General features: G+C 60.7%; 16 protein-coding genes and 1 tRNA gene. 12 read left to right on the top strand and 5 right to left on the bottom strand.

Annotation, left to right across the window (positions count from 1 at the left end; translation table 11 throughout):
• The first annotated feature begins 36 nt into the window (after positions 1-36).
• The 3 genes from ACYU0X_RS12500 to gabT all read left to right on the top strand — a co-directional run bounded on the left by ACYU0X_RS12500 (position 37) and on the right by gabT (position 3,335).
• Complete coding sequence (locus ACYU0X_RS12500) at positions 37-1,644, top strand: sodium-dependent transporter (RefSeq protein ID WP_461901019.1); 1,608 nt, start codon at positions 37-39, stop codon at positions 1,642-1,644.
• 2 nt (positions 1,645-1,646) lie between these two features.
• Complete coding sequence (locus tag ACYU0X_RS12495; RefSeq protein ID WP_309406124.1) at positions 1,647-1,784, top strand: methionine/alanine import family NSS transporter small subunit; 138 nt, start codon at positions 1,647-1,649, stop codon at positions 1,782-1,784.
• 210 nt (positions 1,785-1,994) lie between these two features.
• Positions 1,995-3,335 carry a 4-aminobutyrate--2-oxoglutarate transaminase gene (gene gabT, locus ACYU0X_RS12490; RefSeq protein WP_461901017.1) on the top strand — a complete coding sequence of 447 codons (1,341 nt, stop codon included), beginning with the start codon at positions 1,995-1,997 and terminating at the stop codon, positions 3,333-3,335.
• A gap of 83 nt (positions 3,336-3,418) precedes the next feature.
• Here the strand turns inward: gabT and rarD are convergent, their stop codons facing one another.
• The gene (gene rarD, locus ACYU0X_RS12485; protein ID WP_418907143.1) at positions 3,419-4,354 is read right to left on the bottom strand and encodes an EamA family transporter RarD; all 936 of its coding nucleotides are present in this window, start codon (positions 4,352-4,354) and stop codon (positions 3,419-3,421) included.
• An 81-nt stretch (positions 4,355-4,435) separates the two neighbouring features.
• On the opposite strand from rarD, the gene ACYU0X_RS12480 reads away from it, so the two are divergent.
• From ACYU0X_RS12480 to ACYU0X_RS12465, 4 genes are all read left to right on the top strand, one after another.
• On the top strand, positions 4,436-5,731 hold the full coding sequence (locus ACYU0X_RS12480) for an MFS transporter (RefSeq protein ID WP_461901015.1): 1,296 nt from the start codon (positions 4,436-4,438) through the stop codon (positions 5,729-5,731).
• Between the two features lie 67 nt (positions 5,732-5,798).
• A complete protein-coding gene (gene htpX, locus ACYU0X_RS12475; RefSeq protein WP_461902805.1) occupies positions 5,799-6,677 on the top strand; it encodes a zinc metalloprotease HtpX in 879 nt (292 codons plus the stop codon).
• 139 nt (positions 6,678-6,816) lie between these two features.
• Positions 6,817-7,608 (top strand): DUF6612 family protein, encoded by a 792-nt coding sequence (locus ACYU0X_RS12470; RefSeq protein ID WP_461901013.1) that lies wholly within the window; start codon positions 6,817-6,819, stop codon positions 7,606-7,608.
• Between the two features lie 251 nt (positions 7,609-7,859).
• Positions 7,860-8,372, top strand: coding sequence for a hypothetical protein (locus tag ACYU0X_RS12465; RefSeq protein ID WP_461901011.1), 513 nt, complete (start codon positions 7,860-7,862; stop codon positions 8,370-8,372).
• Between the two features lie 192 nt (positions 8,373-8,564).
• On the opposite strand, the gene ACYU0X_RS12460 is transcribed toward ACYU0X_RS12465, so the two are convergent.
• Positions 8,565-9,053 (bottom strand): YajQ family cyclic di-GMP-binding protein, encoded by a 489-nt coding sequence (locus ACYU0X_RS12460; protein ID WP_309406133.1) that lies wholly within the window; start codon positions 9,051-9,053, stop codon positions 8,565-8,567.
• A 169-nt stretch (positions 9,054-9,222) separates the two neighbouring features.
• On the opposite strand from ACYU0X_RS12460, the gene ACYU0X_RS12455 reads away from it, so the two are divergent.
• Together ACYU0X_RS12455 and trxA are read left to right on the top strand one after the other, a co-directional pair.
• Positions 9,223-9,304 (top strand) — tRNA-Tyr (locus ACYU0X_RS12455).
• Between the two features lie 119 nt (positions 9,305-9,423).
• Entirely contained in the window at positions 9,424-9,801 is a 378-nt protein-coding gene (gene trxA / locus ACYU0X_RS12450) for a thioredoxin (RefSeq protein ID WP_309406135.1), read from the top strand.
• Positions 9,802-9,819: 18 nt separating this feature from the next.
• Here trxA and ACYU0X_RS12445 read toward each other — a convergent pair whose 3' ends face one another.
• On the bottom strand, positions 9,820-10,797 hold the full coding sequence (locus ACYU0X_RS12445) for a DNA-3-methyladenine glycosylase family protein (protein ID WP_461901008.1): 978 nt from the start codon (positions 10,795-10,797) through the stop codon (positions 9,820-9,822).
• A gap of 105 nt (positions 10,798-10,902) precedes the next feature.
• Between ACYU0X_RS12445 and ACYU0X_RS12440 the strand changes: the two genes are divergently transcribed.
• Positions 10,903-12,273, top strand: coding sequence for a pyridoxal-phosphate dependent enzyme (locus ACYU0X_RS12440; RefSeq protein WP_461901006.1), 1,371 nt, complete (start codon positions 10,903-10,905; stop codon positions 12,271-12,273).
• A gap of 15 nt (positions 12,274-12,288) precedes the next feature.
• Positions 12,289-13,443 (top strand): cystathionine gamma-synthase, encoded by a 1,155-nt coding sequence (locus tag ACYU0X_RS12435; RefSeq protein ID WP_461901005.1) that lies wholly within the window; start codon positions 12,289-12,291, stop codon positions 13,441-13,443.
• A 78-nt stretch (positions 13,444-13,521) separates the two neighbouring features.
• Here the strand turns inward: ACYU0X_RS12435 and ACYU0X_RS12430 are convergent, their stop codons facing one another.
• Both ACYU0X_RS12430 and ACYU0X_RS12425 read right to left on the bottom strand, forming a co-directional pair.
• Positions 13,522-13,965: a hypothetical protein gene (locus ACYU0X_RS12430; RefSeq protein ID WP_461901003.1), complete on the bottom strand. Its 444-nt coding sequence runs from the start codon at positions 13,963-13,965 to the stop codon at positions 13,522-13,524.
• On the bottom strand, positions 13,932-15,401 hold the full coding sequence (locus ACYU0X_RS12425; protein WP_418907136.1) for an alanine/glycine:cation symporter family protein: 1,470 nt from the start codon (positions 15,399-15,401) through the stop codon (positions 13,932-13,934). The genes ACYU0X_RS12430 and ACYU0X_RS12425 overlap by 34 nt, the downstream gene beginning before the upstream one ends.
• A gap of 405 nt (positions 15,402-15,806) precedes the next feature.
• On the opposite strand from ACYU0X_RS12425, the gene ACYU0X_RS12420 reads away from it, so the two are divergent.
• A complete protein-coding gene (locus ACYU0X_RS12420; protein WP_418907135.1) occupies positions 15,807-17,693 on the top strand; it encodes a DEAD/DEAH box helicase in 1,887 nt (628 codons plus the stop codon).
• Positions 17,694-17,765: the final 72 nt, after the last annotated feature.

The following is a 17,765-nucleotide window of genomic DNA, read 5'->3' as shown; positions in this document are numbered from 1 at the left end:
CGCCCACTACGTGGACATCTGGGCTAGCTTAGACCTATGAGCACTCCATCGTCACTTAAGGGCGGTCCGGCGGCCCCGAAGAAGCGCGAGACTTTTTCCTCGCGTAAGCTCTTCATTCTTTCGGCCGTAGGTTCCGCGGTTGGCTTGGGAAACATCTGGCGTTTCCCCTACGTCGCGTATGAAAACGGCGGCGGTGCATTCTTGATCCCCTATCTGGTGGCGATCTTGTGTGCCGGTATCCCACTGCTATTCCTCGACTACGCCGTCGGCCACCGCTACCGCGGTTCGGCCCCACTGGCTTATCGTCGCCTGAACCGCAAGGCCGAAATGATCGGCTGGTGGCAGGTGCTGATCTGCTTCATCATCGCCATCTACTACGCCGCGATTATCGCGTGGGCGGCCATGTACTGTTGGTTCTCCATCAATAAGGCATGGGATAACAATGCCGACGGCGCCGGTGCTTTCTTCCAGGGCGACTTCCTGAAGGTTGCCGATGGCGCCGGGGTGTCCTTCGAATACGTCCCGAATATTTTCGTGCCGATGTTGGCCGTCTGGCTGATCACGGTGATCATCATGGTCGCCGGCGTGAACAAGGGTATTGCCCGCGCCAACGCGGTCTTCATGCCGCTGCTGATTGTGATGTTCTTGATCTTGGTCATCCAGTCGGTGTTCCTCCCCGGCGCGGCCGAGGGCCTGAACGCGTTCTTCACTCCGAACTTCGAGGCCTTGCTGAATCCCGGTGTGTGGGCAGCCGCCTTCGGACACATTTTCTTCTCGCTGTCCGTGGCCTTCGGCATCATGATCACCTACTCCTCGTACATGAAGCGTAAGAGCGACCTGACCGGCGCCGGCTACACCGTGGCCTTCGCCAATTCCAGCTTCGAGCTGCTCGCCGGTATCGGCGTGTTCGCGGCCTTGGGCTTCATGGCCCACAACACCAACGCCGCCGTGGGCGACGTAGCCTCGGGTGGTATTGGTCTGGCCTTCATTGCCTTCCCAACCATCGTCTCCAACGCGCCGCTTGGCTCGCTGATCGGTGTGCTGTTCTTCGGGTCCTTGGTCTTCGCGGGCTTGACCTCGCTGATCTCGATCCTCGAGGTGATCGTGGCGGCATTCCAAGACAAGCTGGGTTGGAACCGCAAGGCGGCCACTCTGGTGGTCACGATTCCGGTGGCTCTCATCTCGCTGGTGCTCTTCCCGACCACTACCGGCCTGTATCTGCTGGACACGATGGATGCCTTCGTGAACCAGTTCGGCATCCTGGCCGCGGCACTGGTTTCCGTGATCGTGGTAGGCGCTGGCCTCGGCGCATTGCCGAAGCTGGCCAAGCACATGAACCGCTTCAGTTCCGTCAAGTTGGGCACCGGTTGGAAGGTCCTGGTCGGCGGTATTGCCCCGGCTGCCCTGGGCTACATGCTCATCAACGAAATTCAGACCAAGCTGTCTGCGCAGTACTCGGATTACCCAGCCTGGTTCAACGGCATCTTCGGTTGGGGAATGGCCGGGTTGCTGATCGTCGGTGCCCTATTGCTTTCGCTGATTCCGTGGAGCCGCAGTTCGAAGGTCGCGGACCCGGAGTTCGAGGGCTACCAAAAGGCGGTCGAACGGGATGAAGTCCCCGAAACCTCCGGAAAGGAGTACTAGCCATGACTGCTTTGGCTATTGTCTTCATGATCATCGCGATGCTGACCATTTGGGGAGGACTGGCCCTGTCCATGCTCAACCTCTCCCGTCACCCCGAGCCCGAAGAAGACGAGGAGTACCTCGCCGATAACGCAACCTAGGCTCGCTCGGTCGGCCACGAAGGCGCCGACTCTTTGCCGTGGATCACGTCCACGACAAGGGGTCGGCGCTTTTCGTGCAACTGCACGGTAACTTCCGGGATGTACTGTGCATCATTCCGTGGAGCGCGGCCCCTCACGCTCCTATTCTTCTTGGTAGGTTTACAAGCTTGTCCGGTACCGGACAGCCAGTGTTTATGAAAGGAAGTTACGGTGGACGTTACCTACCGCATCGAGCAGAAGCGCAAGCTCAACGGCCCATTCCCCGGCCCAAAGTCGCAGGCTCTGGCCGAACGCCGGACCAAGGCGGTAGCCGCTGGCGTGGCCTCGACCCTGCCGGTGTACGCCGCAGACGTTGACGGCGGCATCATTGTCGATGTTGACGGCAACCAGCTGATCGACCTCGGCTCCGGCATCGCCGTGACCACCGTTGGTGCTTCCAACCAGGCCGTGGCCAAGGCCGTGGCCGAGCAGGCCCAGCGTTTCACCCACACCTGCTTCATGGTGGCCCCGTACGAGAACTACGTGGAGCTGGCCGAGAAGCTCGTGGCCATCACCCCAGGTGACTTCGAGAAGAAGGCCGTCCTGTTCAACTCCGGCGCCGAAGCCGTTGAGAACGCCATCAAGGTTGCGCGTATCGCCACCGGCCGCCAGGCCGTTGTGGCCTTCGACCACGCCTACCACGGCCGCACCAACCTCACCATGGGTTTGACCGCGAAGGCCGCTCCGTACAAGCGTGGCTTCGGTCCGCTGGCACCGGAGATCTACCGCATGCCGATGAGCTACCCATTCCGCGAAGAGAACCCGAACATCTCGGGTAAGGAAGCTGCTGAGCGCGCCATCCTCGCCATGGAGAAGCAGATCGGTGGCGACCAGATCGCCGCGATCATCATCGAGCCAATTCAGGGCGAGGGCGGCTTCATCGTTCCGGCCGAAGGCTTCCTGCCGCGCGTGGCCGAGTGGGCCAAGGAAAACGGCATCGTGTTCATCTCCGACGAGGTGCAGGCAGGCTTCGCCCGCTCCGGCGCTTGGTTCGCCTCCGACATCGAGGGGATCGAACCGGACCTGGTCACCGTGGCTAAGGGTATTGCCGGCGGCATGCCGCTGTCCGGTGTGGTGGGCCGCGCCGAACTGCTGGACTCCGTGCACGGCGGCGGACTGGGTGGCACCTACGGTGGTAACCCGGTGGCCGTGGCCGCAGCCCTGGAGAGCATCAAGTTCATGGAAGAGCAGGACCTGGCCGGGCGTGCCCGCGAGATCGAGGCCCAGTTCTTCGAGCGCTTCACCGCTCTGCAGAAGGACGTGCCAGCCCTCGGCGACGTGCGCGGACGTGGCGCAATGATCGCACTGGAGTTCGTCAAGGCCGGCGGCATCGAGCCAGATGCCGCGCTGACCAAGAAGATCGCCGACGAGTGCCTGGCACAGGGCGTGCTGATCCTCACCTGCGGCACCTACGGCAACGTAGTGCGCCTGCTGCCGCCACTGGTCATCGGTGACCAGCTGCTCGGCGAAGCCTTTGATGTGCTCGAGGCAGCCATCCGCAAGCATGCCTAAGTCGCCTTCCCCTGATTGGGCGGCCTAGGCTACGATAAATCGCTGGCCACGCACCTTTGGTGCGTGGCCAGCGATTTTCTTTTTTAGACGAGTTTCTTCGGTTCCGCTCCACGCACCACGCGTGGGGCACGGAATAGATCGATCATGATCAGTGCGACCGCAATCCACACCAGAATGAACCCAGCCCAACGTTCGGGCGGCATGTGCTCGCCAAAGACCAGCAAACCCAACAAGAACTGCAACAGCGGGGCCAAGAACTGCAAGGACCCCACGGTGCTCAGCGGCAACCGCCGCGCCGCGCCACCGAAGAGCAATAGCGGCACCGCCGTAATCACGCCGCTGGCGGCTAGCAGCCAGAACCCGCCGGCCGAGCTTCCGAGCGTCGCCGACTCACCACGGGCGGCAAGGTAGAGAATAAAGGCCAAGGCGAAGGGGGAGAGCAGGAGGGTCTCCATGCTTAGCGTCACGAGCGCGCTGCCCTTCTGTCCGACCTGATTCTTCACGAGGCCGTAGAAGCCAAAGGAAAAGGCCAAGCCGAGAGAAATCCACGGGATGCTTCCCAGCGCCACGGTCAGCACGAGCACCGCGGTCCCGGCGAAGCCAAGAGCCGTCCATTGCAACTTCGTCAGTCGCTCCTTGAGGATGACCACGCCTAAGAGCATCGCCACGATGGGGTTGATGAAGTATCCCAGCGAGGCCTCCAGCACATGGCCGGTGAGCACCGCGACGGCATAGAGCACCCAGTTGGCGGCGATCAGCACGCTGGCTATCGCCAAGCGTCCCGTGGTTGCTCCATCACGGAATAGCGCGAAGAAATCCTTTAACTGGCTGGTGGCGGCTAGGAGCACCGCGCAGAGTACCAGCGAGAAGACAACACGCGCCCCAACGAACTCGAAGGCCGAGATCTGCGGCAGGGTGAGAAAGTACAGCGGGAGCAACCCCCACATGAGATAAGCGCTGACGCCCTGAAGAATTCCTACGGTGCGCTGCGACGTTGGGGAGTGTGCGGATGAAGCCATATAAGTACTAACCACACGGGAAGTTTATTATTCCTCATTAGTGTCCCTATATGACGTTGTTCACCTCGCTAGACTTTGCAGGTGGCCAAACTTTTCGTGGATCTCGAACCCTTGCGCTTTTCTCCGGCATTCCGACGACTGTGGTTGGGTAATTCGCTGTCGGCTATCGGTACGCAGATGACCGTCATTACCGTCAGCCTTCAGGTCTACGCATTGACCGCGTCAAGTTTCTCCGTGGGACTACTCGGTGCTTTCACACTGGTGCCGCTGATTATTGCTGGGCTCTATGGCGGAGCAATCGCCGATGCCCACGACCGACGAAAAGTCGCGCTCGGATCGGGTCTGGTCTTGTGGGCGGTATCGGCAACCCTGGCCATCGGGGCGTGGATCGGTGTCGATAACGTCTGGTGGCTATATGGGCTCATGGCGGTTCATTCGGGAGCAGCAGGAATCAACCAGCCCACCAGAGGAGCCATCATTCCCAAACTGGTGGGAACCCGGTTACTGCCAGCAGCAAACTCGCTGAACATGATGACCTTTTCAATCGCGATGATGCTTGGGCCCATGCTCGGCGGGCTACTTGTAGCCCAGTACGGCTACCGTTGGACCTACACCATCGATGCGGTGACCTTCACCGCCGCCGTGTGGTCCGTGTATCGGCTATCACCCATGCCAATGGCCGAAAAACCCACGGTGCGTGGCCTGCGATCGGTACGCGAGGGATTTCAGTTCCTGGCCACCCAACCCAATATTCGCATGACCTTCCTGATCGATTTGGCGGCCATGATTCTGGCCGCCCCGCGGGTGCTACTGCCAGCGATCGCTGCGTTGGCACTGGGAGGCGGAGAAACCACCGTGGGTCTGCTACTTGCCGCAGCGGCCGGTGGGGCCATGCTGGTCGGTTTGTTTTCGGGATCCTTGAGCCATCTGCGGCGGCACGGGGTCGCGGTATTCGTCAGTGTCTGCTTGTGGGGGCTATGCATCAGTGGGCTGGGGCTGGTGGTTCTGTTGGCGCTGGGGCATGGCGGTGCGGCCGTGGCTTCCCCGATATGGGTGATCTTGGCGGTGCTGGCCATGCTTGCCGCCGGGGCGGCTGATTCGGTATCGGCGATCTTCCGAACCACCATCTTGCAGTCCGCTGCACCAGATCACCTGCGCGGCAGACTCCAAGGAGTCTTTATTGTGGTCGTCGCCGGCGGTCCGCATGTCGGGGGCATGCTGGCCGGAGCCTCGGCAACCGTTCTCGGCGAACCCTGGGTGCTGATCGTCGGGGGACTAGCCTGTGTTCTGGCCGCCAGTGCGCTGATGCGCTGGCAACCGAGCTTTCTCGCCTATGACGCACACCGCACCGAACAAGGCGTGGTTGAGGAACCATAATCGTCGACACGGCGTTTAATAGGACGTAGCGCAACCGTTCGAACTATGGGGAGTACCTAAATTGACCGTGCACCAACATAACAATGGGTTGAAGACCGCCGTACTGCTCGGTGGCATGTTTGCCATTTTGCTGGTCATCGGCTCGATTATTGCCTCCAGCACGCGTAACAGTAGCTTCATCATTATCTTCGCGTTGATCGGTTTGGGCACCACCGCCTACGGCTACTGGAACAGTGACAAGATTGCCCTGCGCTCCATGCACGCCTACCCGGTCACCGAAGCAGAACAGCCGGTGATATATCGGATCGTTCGCGAACTGTCGATGACCGCCCAGCAACCGATGCCGCGGCTCTACATGTCACCGACGATGTCGCCCAATGCGTTCGCCACCGGACGCAACCCGCAGAACGCGGCCGTTTGCTGTACGGAAGGCATTATGCAGTTGCTTGACGAGCGTGAGTTGCGCGGCGTTCTGGGCCACGAACTAATGCACGTGTATAACCGAGATATTCTCACTTCCTCGGTGGCGGCAGCCATTGCCGGCGTGATCACCTCCATCGCCCAGTTCTTGCTGTTTTTCGGCGGTGGCAGTTCCAGCAACGACAACCGTGGCGTGAACCCGCTGGCGTTGATCGCCCTCTCGCTGCTGGCACCCATCGCCGCCTCGGTGATCCAGATGGCCGTGAGCCGCACCCGCGAATTCGACGCCGACGAGGACGGTGCTCGCCTGACCAATGACCCGCTGGCGCTAGCCAGCGCGCTACGTCGCTTGGAAACCGGCATCAGTGCCTCACCGCTAAAGCAGGACCAGCGGGTGGTGAACAGCTCTCACCTGATGATTGCCAACCCCTTTGGTTCCAAGCTTCGGCAGATGTTCTCCACTCACCCTCCGATGGACCAGCGGATCGCTCGCCTTGAAGCAATGGCCGGTGGCCGCGGGTACTAAGCCCGTAACACCCACGCAAGATGGCGTCTGCCCAGTATCGGGTAGGCGCCACTTTTACACTCTTCGGTGATCAGCGATGGGGAGAAGTACCCGGTCGGTCGCATTGCCTCGGCTGGGAAATAATCATAGGCTTGTAGATATGAAATCATCACGCAAAATCACTGCAGTCGCTTCGATCGTTCTGGCCGCTTCCTTGGGCCTAGCCGGTTGCGGCGACAACGGTGCCACTGGCGAGACCGGTGCATCGCAGGAGCAGCAGCAGCCCGCTAACCAGCAGATGACCGCCGACAACTTTGTGCAGCGCATGTCCGACGCGCAGTACAAGGCCGGTTCCGCTCACATGAACATGAAGATGAATGCTGCCGGCACCGACATGAACATTGACGCCGACATCAAGATCGCCGAAGATCCCAAGGATGTCGCGATGAAGATGACGATGCCGATTCAGGATATGAAGGCAGTCATGATTCTCATCGGCAACGAGCTCTACATGAACATGGGCGACGCCACGCAGAACAAGTTCACCAAGCTCCCTGACTCGATGAAGGAGCAGATGAACTTCGACCAGATCACCTCGCAGATGAACCCGGCCGCCAGCGCTGAGCAGCTCAAGAGCGCTCTGAAGGACTTCAAGGCCGAGGCCGGAGAAGAGATCGACGGTGTGAAGACCACCAAGTACGTGCTGACCGTCGACACCAAGAAGGCCATGGAAGCCTCGGGGCAGAGCGAGCAGTTGCCGCCGGAAGCACTCAAGCAGCTCGGTGACACCCTGACCTACGAGATGTACGTTGGTGATGCCGATGACCTTCCGCGCCGTATGGTGATGAATGTTGCCGATACTCCGATGACCGCCAACTTCTCCAAGTGGGGCGAAGATGTGACGATCGAGGCTCCGGCCGAAGACGAGCTCATCGAAATGCCAGGCATGTAATCACGAGCTCACTGCTCGCGATTCCGTGGCTCAACACACGCAAGGCACCGACCGCCAGGTCGGTGCCTTGCGTGTATCAGCACGAGACTCTAGCCGACGTTCACGTTTAGCGGTGTGAAGTACGTGGTGGCGGACAGCTCCGTGGAGCCACTGGTTACAGCGGTTCGCGCGACTTGTCGAGCAAATGTCCGTGGTCGTGAAGCACGAGAAATACCGATGGAGGAAGATTGAAGGCTTGGAAAATCCCAGCTGTGGCGATCACCGCAGGCCTAGCGCTAACCGGATGCACGGCTGCGGAGGTAGAACCAGCTCCGCAAACCGCACCGGCTGTCCCCACCGATTCGAAATCGGCTGCGGGAACCGCCGGGCGCGAGGGGCTGTGGACCGTCGATGATGTGAAGGTTTCTGGCGCTACCGCCGAGCTTGAAGCCCAAGCTCAGCAGGCTCTAGATTCGCACGTTGCTTACTATGCCGGTATTAGCGGTGGAAAATACGGCCAGCATCTCTACGCGCTGAATGCCGGAGGTATTGACCGTTGGCTCAATATCACCGAAGTAAAGTCCGATATGCACGGAGCCGTTGAGTTCGTGCTGGATAGTTACTACACATCACCGGCCCTGCGATCAGTGGCGACACGGGAAGTCTGTAGCCTACTGCGTTTCGGCACCGCCGATAAGGAAGCCGTTTCGGGCCTCCAATCGCTAACCCTTACCGCAACCGATACTGGGGAAAGCTTCACAGTCTCCGATGATGTGCAGTGCTGATAGTTAGGCGGCGGACCATACCGAAGCGCGTACGTCTAAAGAGCGCCGCGCTTCGTAGACGGAGCCCTAGCGCTACGGATAAAAAGTAAGAGCCGTTGCCACCAAAATGGTGGCAACGGCTCTTCACCCGTCTGCGGACCCTGTTCGGGCTTTAGACCCCTGTAGGTCGCTGACGCGCGTAGCTGCGAAACTCTAGCGGAAGTTCACGAACTGCAGGTCGGCCTCTTCGAAGTCCTTCAGCAAGGCGATCGTTGCCTGAAGGTCGTCGCGGGACTTGGAGGAGACGCGGAGCTCATCGCCCTGGATGGTGGACTTCACGCCCTTGGGGCCCTCGTCACGAATGAGCTTGTTAATCTTCTTGGCTACATCCTGGGCGATGCCCTCCTTGATGCTGGCCTCGATGCGGTATTCCTTACCCGAAGCGTAAGGTTCGCCGGCATCCAACGACTTCAGCGAGATGTTGCGCTTGACCAGCTTGGACTGGAAGACATCCAAGACTGCCTTGACGCGCTCTTCCGAGCTGGCCTTCATCAGGATCTTTTCGCCCGAGAAATCGATCTCGGCCCCGACGCCCTTGAAGTCATAGCGCTGGGCGATCTCCTTCTGCGCCTGATTCAAGGCGTTGGACACTTCCTGGCTGTCGACCTTGCTGACCACGTCGAATGTGGAATCACTTGCCACGTTGTTGCTCCTTTGGCGTCGGGAAATGGGTCAAATTCGCTTCATAGCCTACCGGTTTAGCGATGCCCTTACAGGCTGTGAGCAGGGTTACAGCCAATATAGCCCCCTCGATTTCACATCATCCGGATTCTCATGTAGAGTTATTTCTCGTTCCGACAAGAACAAACTCGGCAGATTACCCGAGCGGCCAAAGGGGGCTGACTGTAAATCAGCTGGCAATGCCTACGGGGGTTCGAATCCCTCATCTGCCACCGAGTGAAAATCTCCCAGATCGTGGATCTGGGAGATTTTTCGTTAACCGCACGTTTTCTGTGGCGCGTGAGGCACGCCTCAATGGGAGTTCTCCGCCAAATTCCGCTACCGTGTAAGCATGGCAACACGAAATGTAACCGAAGCCGACTTTGCGCAGCTGATTGATCAGAACGAAATCGTTCTCGTCGATTTCTGGGCCGACTGGTGTGGCCCATGCAAGCAGTTCGCTCCGGTCTATGAGCAGATCTCGGAGAAGTTCACCGACGTGATCTTTGCGAAGGTAGATACCGAGGCCGAGCAGGGTCTAGCCCGCGCGGCAAACATTACCTCCATTCCCACGCTGATGGCCTTCCGTGAGAAGGTCCTGGTCTTCTCGCAGCCCGGCGCACTGAACGCCGCCCAGCTGGAGGACCTGGTTACCGCGGTAAAGGGCATCGACATGTCCGAAGTTCACGCACAGATCGCCGAAGAGGCCAGCGGACAGTCCGAAGCCTAAGCGCGGATGCCCGCAGGACTATCGATTGCGGTGGTCCAGCGGTGCATAACGCGGTCCAAAAGCTTGCTTGCGGACCCCGGACAGCTGCAAGAGCCGCACAACTCGTTGGCGGTGTCCACGGTAAGGCTCCAGCAGCGAGAGCATCGTCGCATCGTCGACACGGTGACCGGTGAGCACCTGCCCGACGAAATCAGCAAGATGAAAATCACCGACGGAGATGTGGTCGGCAGACCCATGCGAACGTTGCAGGGTCTCTGCCACCGTCCACGGACCAATGCCCGGCACGGCCAGTAGCGCCGCTTCCAAAGTTCCGGGCGGTCGCGCGTGAGGCTTGCTTGTCTCCAACTCTTCAGGACCCCACCATTCCAATCGGCTGGCCGCCTCGGCCAGATGCCGCAGGGTGGTGGCTCGCGAGGCATCGACCCGTGCCGCCTGCCAATCCCAGCGTTTGAGCCCTAAGATCTCGCGCGGAGTAGGGAACAAGCGCAGCGAAGCCGGGCAGGGCCCCGGCGCCTGACGCCCCGCATGCCGGATCAACCAGCGCCACGCGTAGTTCGCCTCGATACCGGTCACCCGTTGCTCCAACACCGCCCCCGCGGCCGGAACAAAGACCCGTGAGGTGCGCGGAAGTACCAACGCTCGATGCAGACTCCGGCTACGTTGCACCAATTCCGGTAGCCCGCTAAAGAATGCCGGATCGTCAAAGGCCGACCAGTCATCGCCGGCCCCGAACAATTGCGGAACCTGATCGGCCGCCCAACGAGCCCCGGGGCCATACGCGACGAAACACACCCCGGCACCCGGATCGGGAAGAGTCACGTGAAGGGTTGCGTCACCGAGCGGCGTGTCGAGTGCCAGCCACGCTTCCGCGCGCTCAAGCCGGATCGTCGGGTCGCCCAGCCCGCGCCGAAAGATACTCCAAGAGCTCAGCAGATCGACGGGGTGCTCGGGCTGATAACGGCCGCGGACCTCGGAGCTACTCTGTCCGTTCATCATCACCCCAACCCCTAGCTGTTCGCACACTTCAAGTTTTGGACGAAGAATGACGCCAAGCTACGTAAGACATCTTCGTTTATGACGACCGCCGGTAAGGTACTTGACATGAAGTATGCCCCCACTGTGCTAGATCTCATCGGTAATACGCCACTGGTCAAACTCAACCATGTCACCGATGGCATCAAGGCAACAATCTTGGTCAAACTTGAATACTTGAATCCCGGCGGTTCCATCAAGGATCGTATCGCCCTGAAGATGGTGGAACGTGCCGAAGCAACCGGTGCCCTGAAGCCGGGCGGCACCATCGTGGAACCTACCAGCGGCAACACCGGAGTCGGTCTGGCAATGGTGGGCCAGCTAAAGGGGTATAAAACCGTCTTCGTGACCCCCGATAAGGTCGGCGAAGAGAAGCGCGACGTGTTGCGCGCCTACGGTGCCGATGTGGTGGTCACCCGCACCGATGTCGCCCCGGAATCCCCGGAGTCTTATTACGGCGTCTCGGATCGCCTCGTTCGGGAAATTGACGGCGCCTACAAGCCGGACCAGTTTTCGAACCCGGGCGCCCCGGAGAGCCACTTCGAAACCACCGGCCCAGAAATCTGGAACGACACCGATGGACGCCTGACTCATGTGGTGATTGGCGCAGGCACCGGTGGCACCATCACCGGCACGGGGCGTTACCTGAAGCAGGTTTCCGCCGATCGACCCGGTGGACCGGTCAAGGTCATCGCCGCCGATCCCGACGGGTCGGTCTATTCCGGCGGTAGCGGACGCCCCTTCCAGGTCGAAGGCGTCGGCGAGGACATGTGGCCGGGCAACTACGACCCTTCCGTGCCCGACAGCGTGGTGCCGGTCAGCGACGCGGAGTCCTTCGCCATGACTCAGCGCCTGGCTAAGGAAGAAGGGCTGCTGCTTGGTGGTTCCTCGGGAATGGCCGTCGCCGCCGCATTGCGCAGCGCCAAAGACCTCTCCGAAGATGACATCGTGGTTGTCATTGCCCCAGACGGAGGCCGCGGCTACCTTGCCAAGATCTTCAATGAACCATGGATGCTCCAGCAAGGCTTCAGCATTGCCGAGGATGCACCCCTAGCGGCGCTCAGCGCAGCAGGAACCGGATCCACCCCGGTCATTGACCTGCAGGCCACGCTCAGCGAAGCAGCAGCAACGCTCAGCGCCTCCGGTGGTAGTGCCGCAATTGTGGCAAGCCGCCGTTTGCCCGCCCGTATCGGTGAGGTTCGCGGTGTGCTGAGCGCAACCATCCTTACGGATGCGTTGTTGGCCGGGATGAGCCCAGAAACCCCCGTCTCCGAACTGACCGATCTGCCCAAACCACTAATTGGTGCCGGACAACCCGTCGCCGATGCCCGCGCAGCCTTGGATAGCTGCCCGGTCCTGCTGATCACCGAACATGGGGACATCACCCGCGGACTGAACGCCGCGGAACTGCTGGCCCACACCTCAACTCACCACGCCTAGTTAGGAGCATCCCCTATGAGCCATGTCGAGGGATTCAACACTCGATTCGTGCACGCCGGACAGGAATTCGAACCACGCACCGGCGCCGTGGTGCCCCCGGTGCACTTCTCCACCACCTACGCCCCAGAAGCTATCGGACAACTGCGTGCCGGCTACGACTACGGGCGCGGCACCAACCCGACGCGAGATTCGCTGCAGACCCAGCTAGCCGCCGCGGAGCAGGGCACTCACGCCTTCTCCTTCGGCTCGGGCCTTGCCGCCGAAGACTCGCTGATCCGAGCCATTCTGCGTCCCGGGGATCACATTGTGCTGGGCAATGACGTCTACGGCGGCACCTACCGCCTGTTGACCCGCGTGCTGGGTCCGTGGGGGATCGGCAGCACCCCGGTGGACATGTCCGATGCCAATGCGGTGGCCGCGGCCATCGAGGCCAACGGCGCCAAATTGGTGTGGGTGGAGACGCCTTCGAACCCGATGATGAAGATCACCGACATTGCCGCGCTCGCCGAGATCGCACACGCCGCCGGTGCATTGCTGGTCGTAGATAACACCTTCGCCAGCCCGTTCCTGCAGCAGCCGCTGAGTCTCGGTGCCGATATCGTGGTGCATTCGACGACCAAGTACATCGGCGGACACTCCGATGTGGTTGGCGGCGCAGTAGTGGTCAAGGATGAGGCGTTGGCCGAGCAGATCGGATTCATCCAGTTTGCCGTCGGTGCCGTTTCCGGGCCCATGGATGCCTACTTGACCACCCGTGGGCTCAAGACCCTCGGGGTGCGCATGCGGGCACATAGTGAAAATGCCGCACAGATCGCGACCTGGCTACGTGACCGCAAAGAGGTCGAGCACGTGCTTTACCCGGGCTTCGCCGAACACCCGGGACACGAGATCGCTAAGCGGCAAATGCGCGACTTCGGTGGCATGGTCTCGGTTCAGCTGGCCGGCGGGGCCCAGGCCGCACGCAAGGTCGCCGAAAGCACCCGCCTGTTCACGTTGGCCGAGTCGCTCGGCGGCATTGAGTCCCTGATGAACTACCCGTCGGAGATGACGCATGCCTCGGTGAAGGGGACCGAACTGGCCGTCCCGGAGAACCTATTGCGACTGTCGGTGGGTATTGAAGATGCCGCCGATCTCATCGATGACCTCGAGCGCGCCTTCACGACGCTCTAATCGATAACTCCCGACCTACGGCAAAGGCCTGGCCCCATCCACGGATGGGGCCAGGCCTTTGCCGTAGGTCAACAACTATTAGCGCCGGCGAAGGGCCCTGAAGTATTTGATCGAGGAAGGCGTCCACAGCAATAGCACTCCGACCAGAACCAGTAGTGCTAGAAGCGAGTACCGTCCGAATCGAAGAAAGAGCGGAAGCGCAAGAATCAGACCGAGCCAGGTCAAATGCGACCGAGCGCGTCGATCGGCACGCCACAGTCCGGAGGCCAAGAACGCCACTGCAATGCCTGCGGCGCACAATAGGCCAGCAAAGAGCAAGGTGGTGGCGTTGCGTTGGGCGCTGAATTCATCGAGGAGCAACTTGCCGGCGAACCCCGCGAAGACCAGCCCCAACACCACCCACCACCAGCGAGCTACACGCAGAGCCCCGGGTAGCTCTGGGAGCTGCCCGGGGCTCGAGGCCGAAGCCCGGTTGTTGCGCCGAAGTATCACTGCGTGCGCACGTCCGATGGCTCCCAGCATTCGATGCCGCGCAAGCCTGGCATATCCGAGGCAAGGAACACCGGATCCTTACCATCGCGTAGCTGGGCGGTGTAGTGCTTGAGCAGAGCCAAGGCCTTGGGGGAGAGCAAGATGATCGCTACCAGGTTCAGCAAGGCCATAATGCCCATAATTCCGTCGGCGAAGTTCCAGACCACCGAGGAAGCCGCGACGGCGCCGCCGAGCACGGCGAGCGAAGCCAGCAGGCGGTAGACCGTCATGACGGTGGGATTACTCGTAATGAAGCCGATATTCGCTTCACCGTAGTAATAGTTGCCGATCACCGACGAGAAGGCCAACAGGAAGATGATCACTGCCAGCAGCGTGCCGGTCCAGGAGCCAAGGGCGTTGGTTAGACCCAGCTGGGTAATGGCCACGCCGCCTTCGGAACCAACGGCGTCCGGGACGGTGTGCAAGATGATGAACGCGGTCACCGTGCACACGATGAAGGTATCGAAGTACACGCCGAGGGTCTGAACGAGGCCCTGCTTAACCGGGTGGGTAACCGAGGCCGTGGCACCGGCATTCGGAGCCGAACCGAGACCGGCTTCATTGGAGAACATGCCGCGCTTCACGCCGGTTAGCAGGACCATGCCCAGCCCGCCACCGATAGCCGAATTGAAGTTGAAAGCCTCCGAGTAGATCATGCCGAAGACGTGCGGGAGCTGGCCGATGTTCATCGAGACCACCACGATACCCAGCACGATGTAGAGCACGGCCATGGCCGGCACCAATGACTCGGTGACCTTGGCGATACGGCGGACACCACCGAAGACGACGAGTGCGGTCAGCACGGCCAGCGCCACACCGATCACCCAGCTCAAAGTGGTGATTTGTGCTGCATCTGCGGTTGCGTCCAGTCCAACCGCACCGGTGATGGTGGCGGTAATGGTGTTTGCCTGCAGCGAGGAGAAGGCGAAGGGGAAAGTGACCACGAGGATGATCGCAAAGATGATCCCCAACCAACGGGCGCCCAGCCCGTGCTGCATGTAGTAGGCCGGACCGCCGCGGTAGCCGTCCTTGCCGTGACGCTTATAAAGCTGACCCAGCGTGGACTCCACGAAGCTGGAAGCGCCGCCGATGAAGGCCATGGTCCACATCCAGAACACCGCACCCGCTCCACCGACGGCGATAGCGGTGGCCACACCGGCGATATTGCCGACGCCCACGCGTGAGGCAGCCGAAATAGTAAAAGCCTGGAACGCGGAGATCGACTTCTTGTTGCCGTTCTCGTCGACGAGTGCCTTATCGGTCAGAGTCTTGAGCATATTCGGCAGTAGTCGTAGCTGGACTGCGCCGGTGCGGATGGTGAAGTACAGGCCGGCTGCAATCACCACGGGCAGGACGATATTGCCCCATAAAACGTTGCCCTGGTCGCCCAACCAGGTAGCAACATCCTCATTTTGTAGCCAGTTCATGACATCGGACACTACCGGAAGTCGCGGCATTGAGTAATCTGCCGCACGTTTTCTTCAAACGAGTGATCTACCTCAATTGCCGTTGTGACCGGGAAAATAGGGGCTTAGTAGCCTTCCTGAAAATATCGCGCGGTGGGTGATCTCACACCTTTTGCCCTGCCCAAGCGGAGCTAGGCCCGATAGTATTAAGTGTTCGCGAACATCAGGGTATCCCTCGCATCCAGCCCAATTTTTGAGGTTGGAGCCTTCTCGTGTTGTATTTCCGCAAAGTGTGTGCGGGTTTGTATGTCATAGGGGAACGCTGAATGCGCGTGAGTTGTATTGACTGTGTGCCGCCTGAGCCTCGTAGTAGGGGCGTTTAGGCGTTTCCCCTAACGAATGAGGTAATTCTTCGTGTCTTCTGACATGCCCGCAAACTCCACCGATACCCAGGCCACCGAGGAACCGACCGTTCTGTTCAGCGAGCTGGGCCTTGACGGTCGAGTACTGGCGGCTCTAGCCGACCTCGGCTACGAAAAGCCGTCGCCGATTCAGGCGGCGACCATCCCGCTGCTGCTCGACGGCCGTGACGTCGTGGGCCTGGCCCAGACCGGTACCGGTAAGACTGCAGCCTTCGCCCTGCCAGCGCTTTCGCGTATGGCCGAGCTGGCCGACCTCAACGGTCCGGCCTCTAGCCCACAGATTCTTGTGCTCGCTCCGACCCGTGAATTGGCTCTGCAGGTTGCCGAGGCCTTCACGTCCTACGCCAAGCACATCCCGAACTTCACCGTCCTGCCGGTCTACGGTGGCTCGCCGTACGGCCCACAGCTGGCCGGTCTGCGCCGCGGTGCACAGGTAGTTGTCGGTACCCCGGGTCGCGTCATCGACCACATCAACAAGGGTTCACTGGACCTGTCCAACTTGCAGTATGTCGTGTTGGACGAGGCCGACGAGATGCTCCGCATGGGCTTTGCCGAAGAGGTCGACAAGATCTTGGAAGCTACCCCGGAAGAGAAGCAGGTTGCCCTGTTCTCGGCCACCATGCCGCGCACCATTCGCCGCATTGCCTCCGAGTACCTGCGTGATCCGGAAGAAGTTTCGGTCAAGTCCAAGCAGTCCACCGGCACCAACATCACCCAGCGCTACCTGCAGGTCATGGGAGCTCACAAGCTCGATGCCATGACCCGCATCCTCGAGTCCGAGGAATTCGATGGCGTGATCACCTTCGTGCGTACCAAGATGGCCACCGAAGACCTGGCCGACAAGCTCAAGGCCCGCGGATTCACTGCAGCAGCTATCAACGGTGACATTCCGCAGCAGCAGCGTGAGCGCACCGTGGAGAACCTGCGTGCCGGCAAGATCGACATCTTGGTCGCCACCGATGTCGCCGCTCGTGGTCTTGACGTCGAGCGCATCAGCCACGTCATCAACTACGACATCCCGCATGACACCGAGTCGTACGTGCACCGTATTGGACGTACCGGCCGTGCCGGTCGTTCGGGCGACGCGATTCTGTTCATGACCCCGCGCGAGAAGTACCTGCTGCGTGCCATCGAGAAGGCTACCCGCCAGCCGGTGAGCCTCATGCAGTTGCCGTCGCTGGATTCGGTGAACAATCGCCGTATCCAGAAGTTCACCGATCGCATCGATGAGACCATCACGAGCCAGGATCTGACCACTTTCCGTGAGATCGTCGAGCAGTTCGCCGCGAAGCACGAGAACCTGGATCACTTGGAGATCGCCGCTGCACTGGCCTTGATGGCGCAGGGTGGCCGTCCGTTGCTGATGGAAGAGCCAGCTATCCCGGCCGGCAAGCAGGCTCGCTTGAGCCGCGAGCGTGACGGGAAGCGCGAGCCAGGCCAGCGCGGCAACCGCGGCAAGACTGCGGCCGAGGGCAACGCGATGTACCGTTTGGCGATTGGTCGACGTAACCGCGTGCAGCCCGGCTCGATCGTTGGAGCCCTGGCGAACGAGGGTGGCTTCAACTCCTCGCAAATCGGTGGCATTGAGATCCGCTCGGATCACACCCTGGTGGAGCTGCCAGCCGAGCTGTCCAAGGACCAGTGGCGCGCGCTGTCCAAGACCCGTATCGGTGGTGAGCTGATCAACCTCGAACTCGATTCCGGTCGCAAGCCTCGCCGCGATCGTGATGATGAGCGTGGTGGCAACCGTCCGGATCGTAGCTTCAAGGATCGCAAGCGCGGCGGTGGCGGTTTCCGTGACGATCGTCGTGGTGGCGATAAGCGCTTCGGTGGTCGTGGCAAGGGTCGCTTCAGCGACGCAGGCCGTGGCGCACGCCGCGACTTCGACTAAAGGTACCTGTTTTCAAAGGCCGGGCATCCTCTTCCGAGGGTGCCCGGCCTTTGGCCTATCCTGGCTCGATCG

Source organism: Glutamicibacter sp. X7, from assembly GCF_054889245.1.
Note: the sequence above shows the minus strand (reverse complement) of the source record. Positions and strands in the feature narration are given on the sequence as shown.

What these genes read in the sequence shown, in the direction of transcription:
- ACYU0X_RS12420 (WP_418907135.1), top strand. Translation starts at nt 15,807, where the DNA reads ATGCCCGCAAACTCCACCGATACCCAGGCCACCGAGGAACCGACCGTT.
- rarD (WP_418907143.1), bottom strand. Translation starts at nt 4,354, where the DNA reads ATGGCTTCATCCGCACACTCCCCAACGTCGCAGCGCACCGTAGGAATT.
- ACYU0X_RS12440 (WP_461901006.1), top strand. Translation starts at nt 10,903, where the DNA reads ATGAAGTATGCCCCCACTGTGCTAGATCTCATCGGTAATACGCCACTG.
- ACYU0X_RS12435 (WP_461901005.1), top strand. Translation starts at nt 12,289, where the DNA reads ATGAGCCATGTCGAGGGATTCAACACTCGATTCGTGCACGCCGGACAG.
- ACYU0X_RS12500 (WP_461901019.1), top strand. Translation starts at nt 37, where the DNA reads ATGAGCACTCCATCGTCACTTAAGGGCGGTCCGGCGGCCCCGAAGAAG.
- trxA (WP_309406135.1), top strand. Translation starts at nt 9,424, where the DNA reads ATGGCAACACGAAATGTAACCGAAGCCGACTTTGCGCAGCTGATTGAT.
- ACYU0X_RS12425 (WP_418907136.1), bottom strand. Translation starts at nt 15,401, where the DNA reads ATGAACTGGCTACAAAATGAGGATGTTGCTACCTGGTTGGGCGACCAG.
- ACYU0X_RS12430 (WP_461901003.1), bottom strand. Translation starts at nt 13,965, where the DNA reads ATGCTGGGAGCCATCGGACGTGCGCACGCAGTGATACTTCGGCGCAAC.
- ACYU0X_RS12445 (WP_461901008.1), bottom strand. Translation starts at nt 10,797, where the DNA reads ATGATGAACGGACAGAGTAGCTCCGAGGTCCGCGGCCGTTATCAGCCC.
- ACYU0X_RS12470 (WP_461901013.1), top strand. Translation starts at nt 6,817, where the DNA reads ATGAAATCATCACGCAAAATCACTGCAGTCGCTTCGATCGTTCTGGCC.
- ACYU0X_RS12495 (WP_309406124.1), top strand. Translation starts at nt 1,647, where the DNA reads ATGACTGCTTTGGCTATTGTCTTCATGATCATCGCGATGCTGACCATT.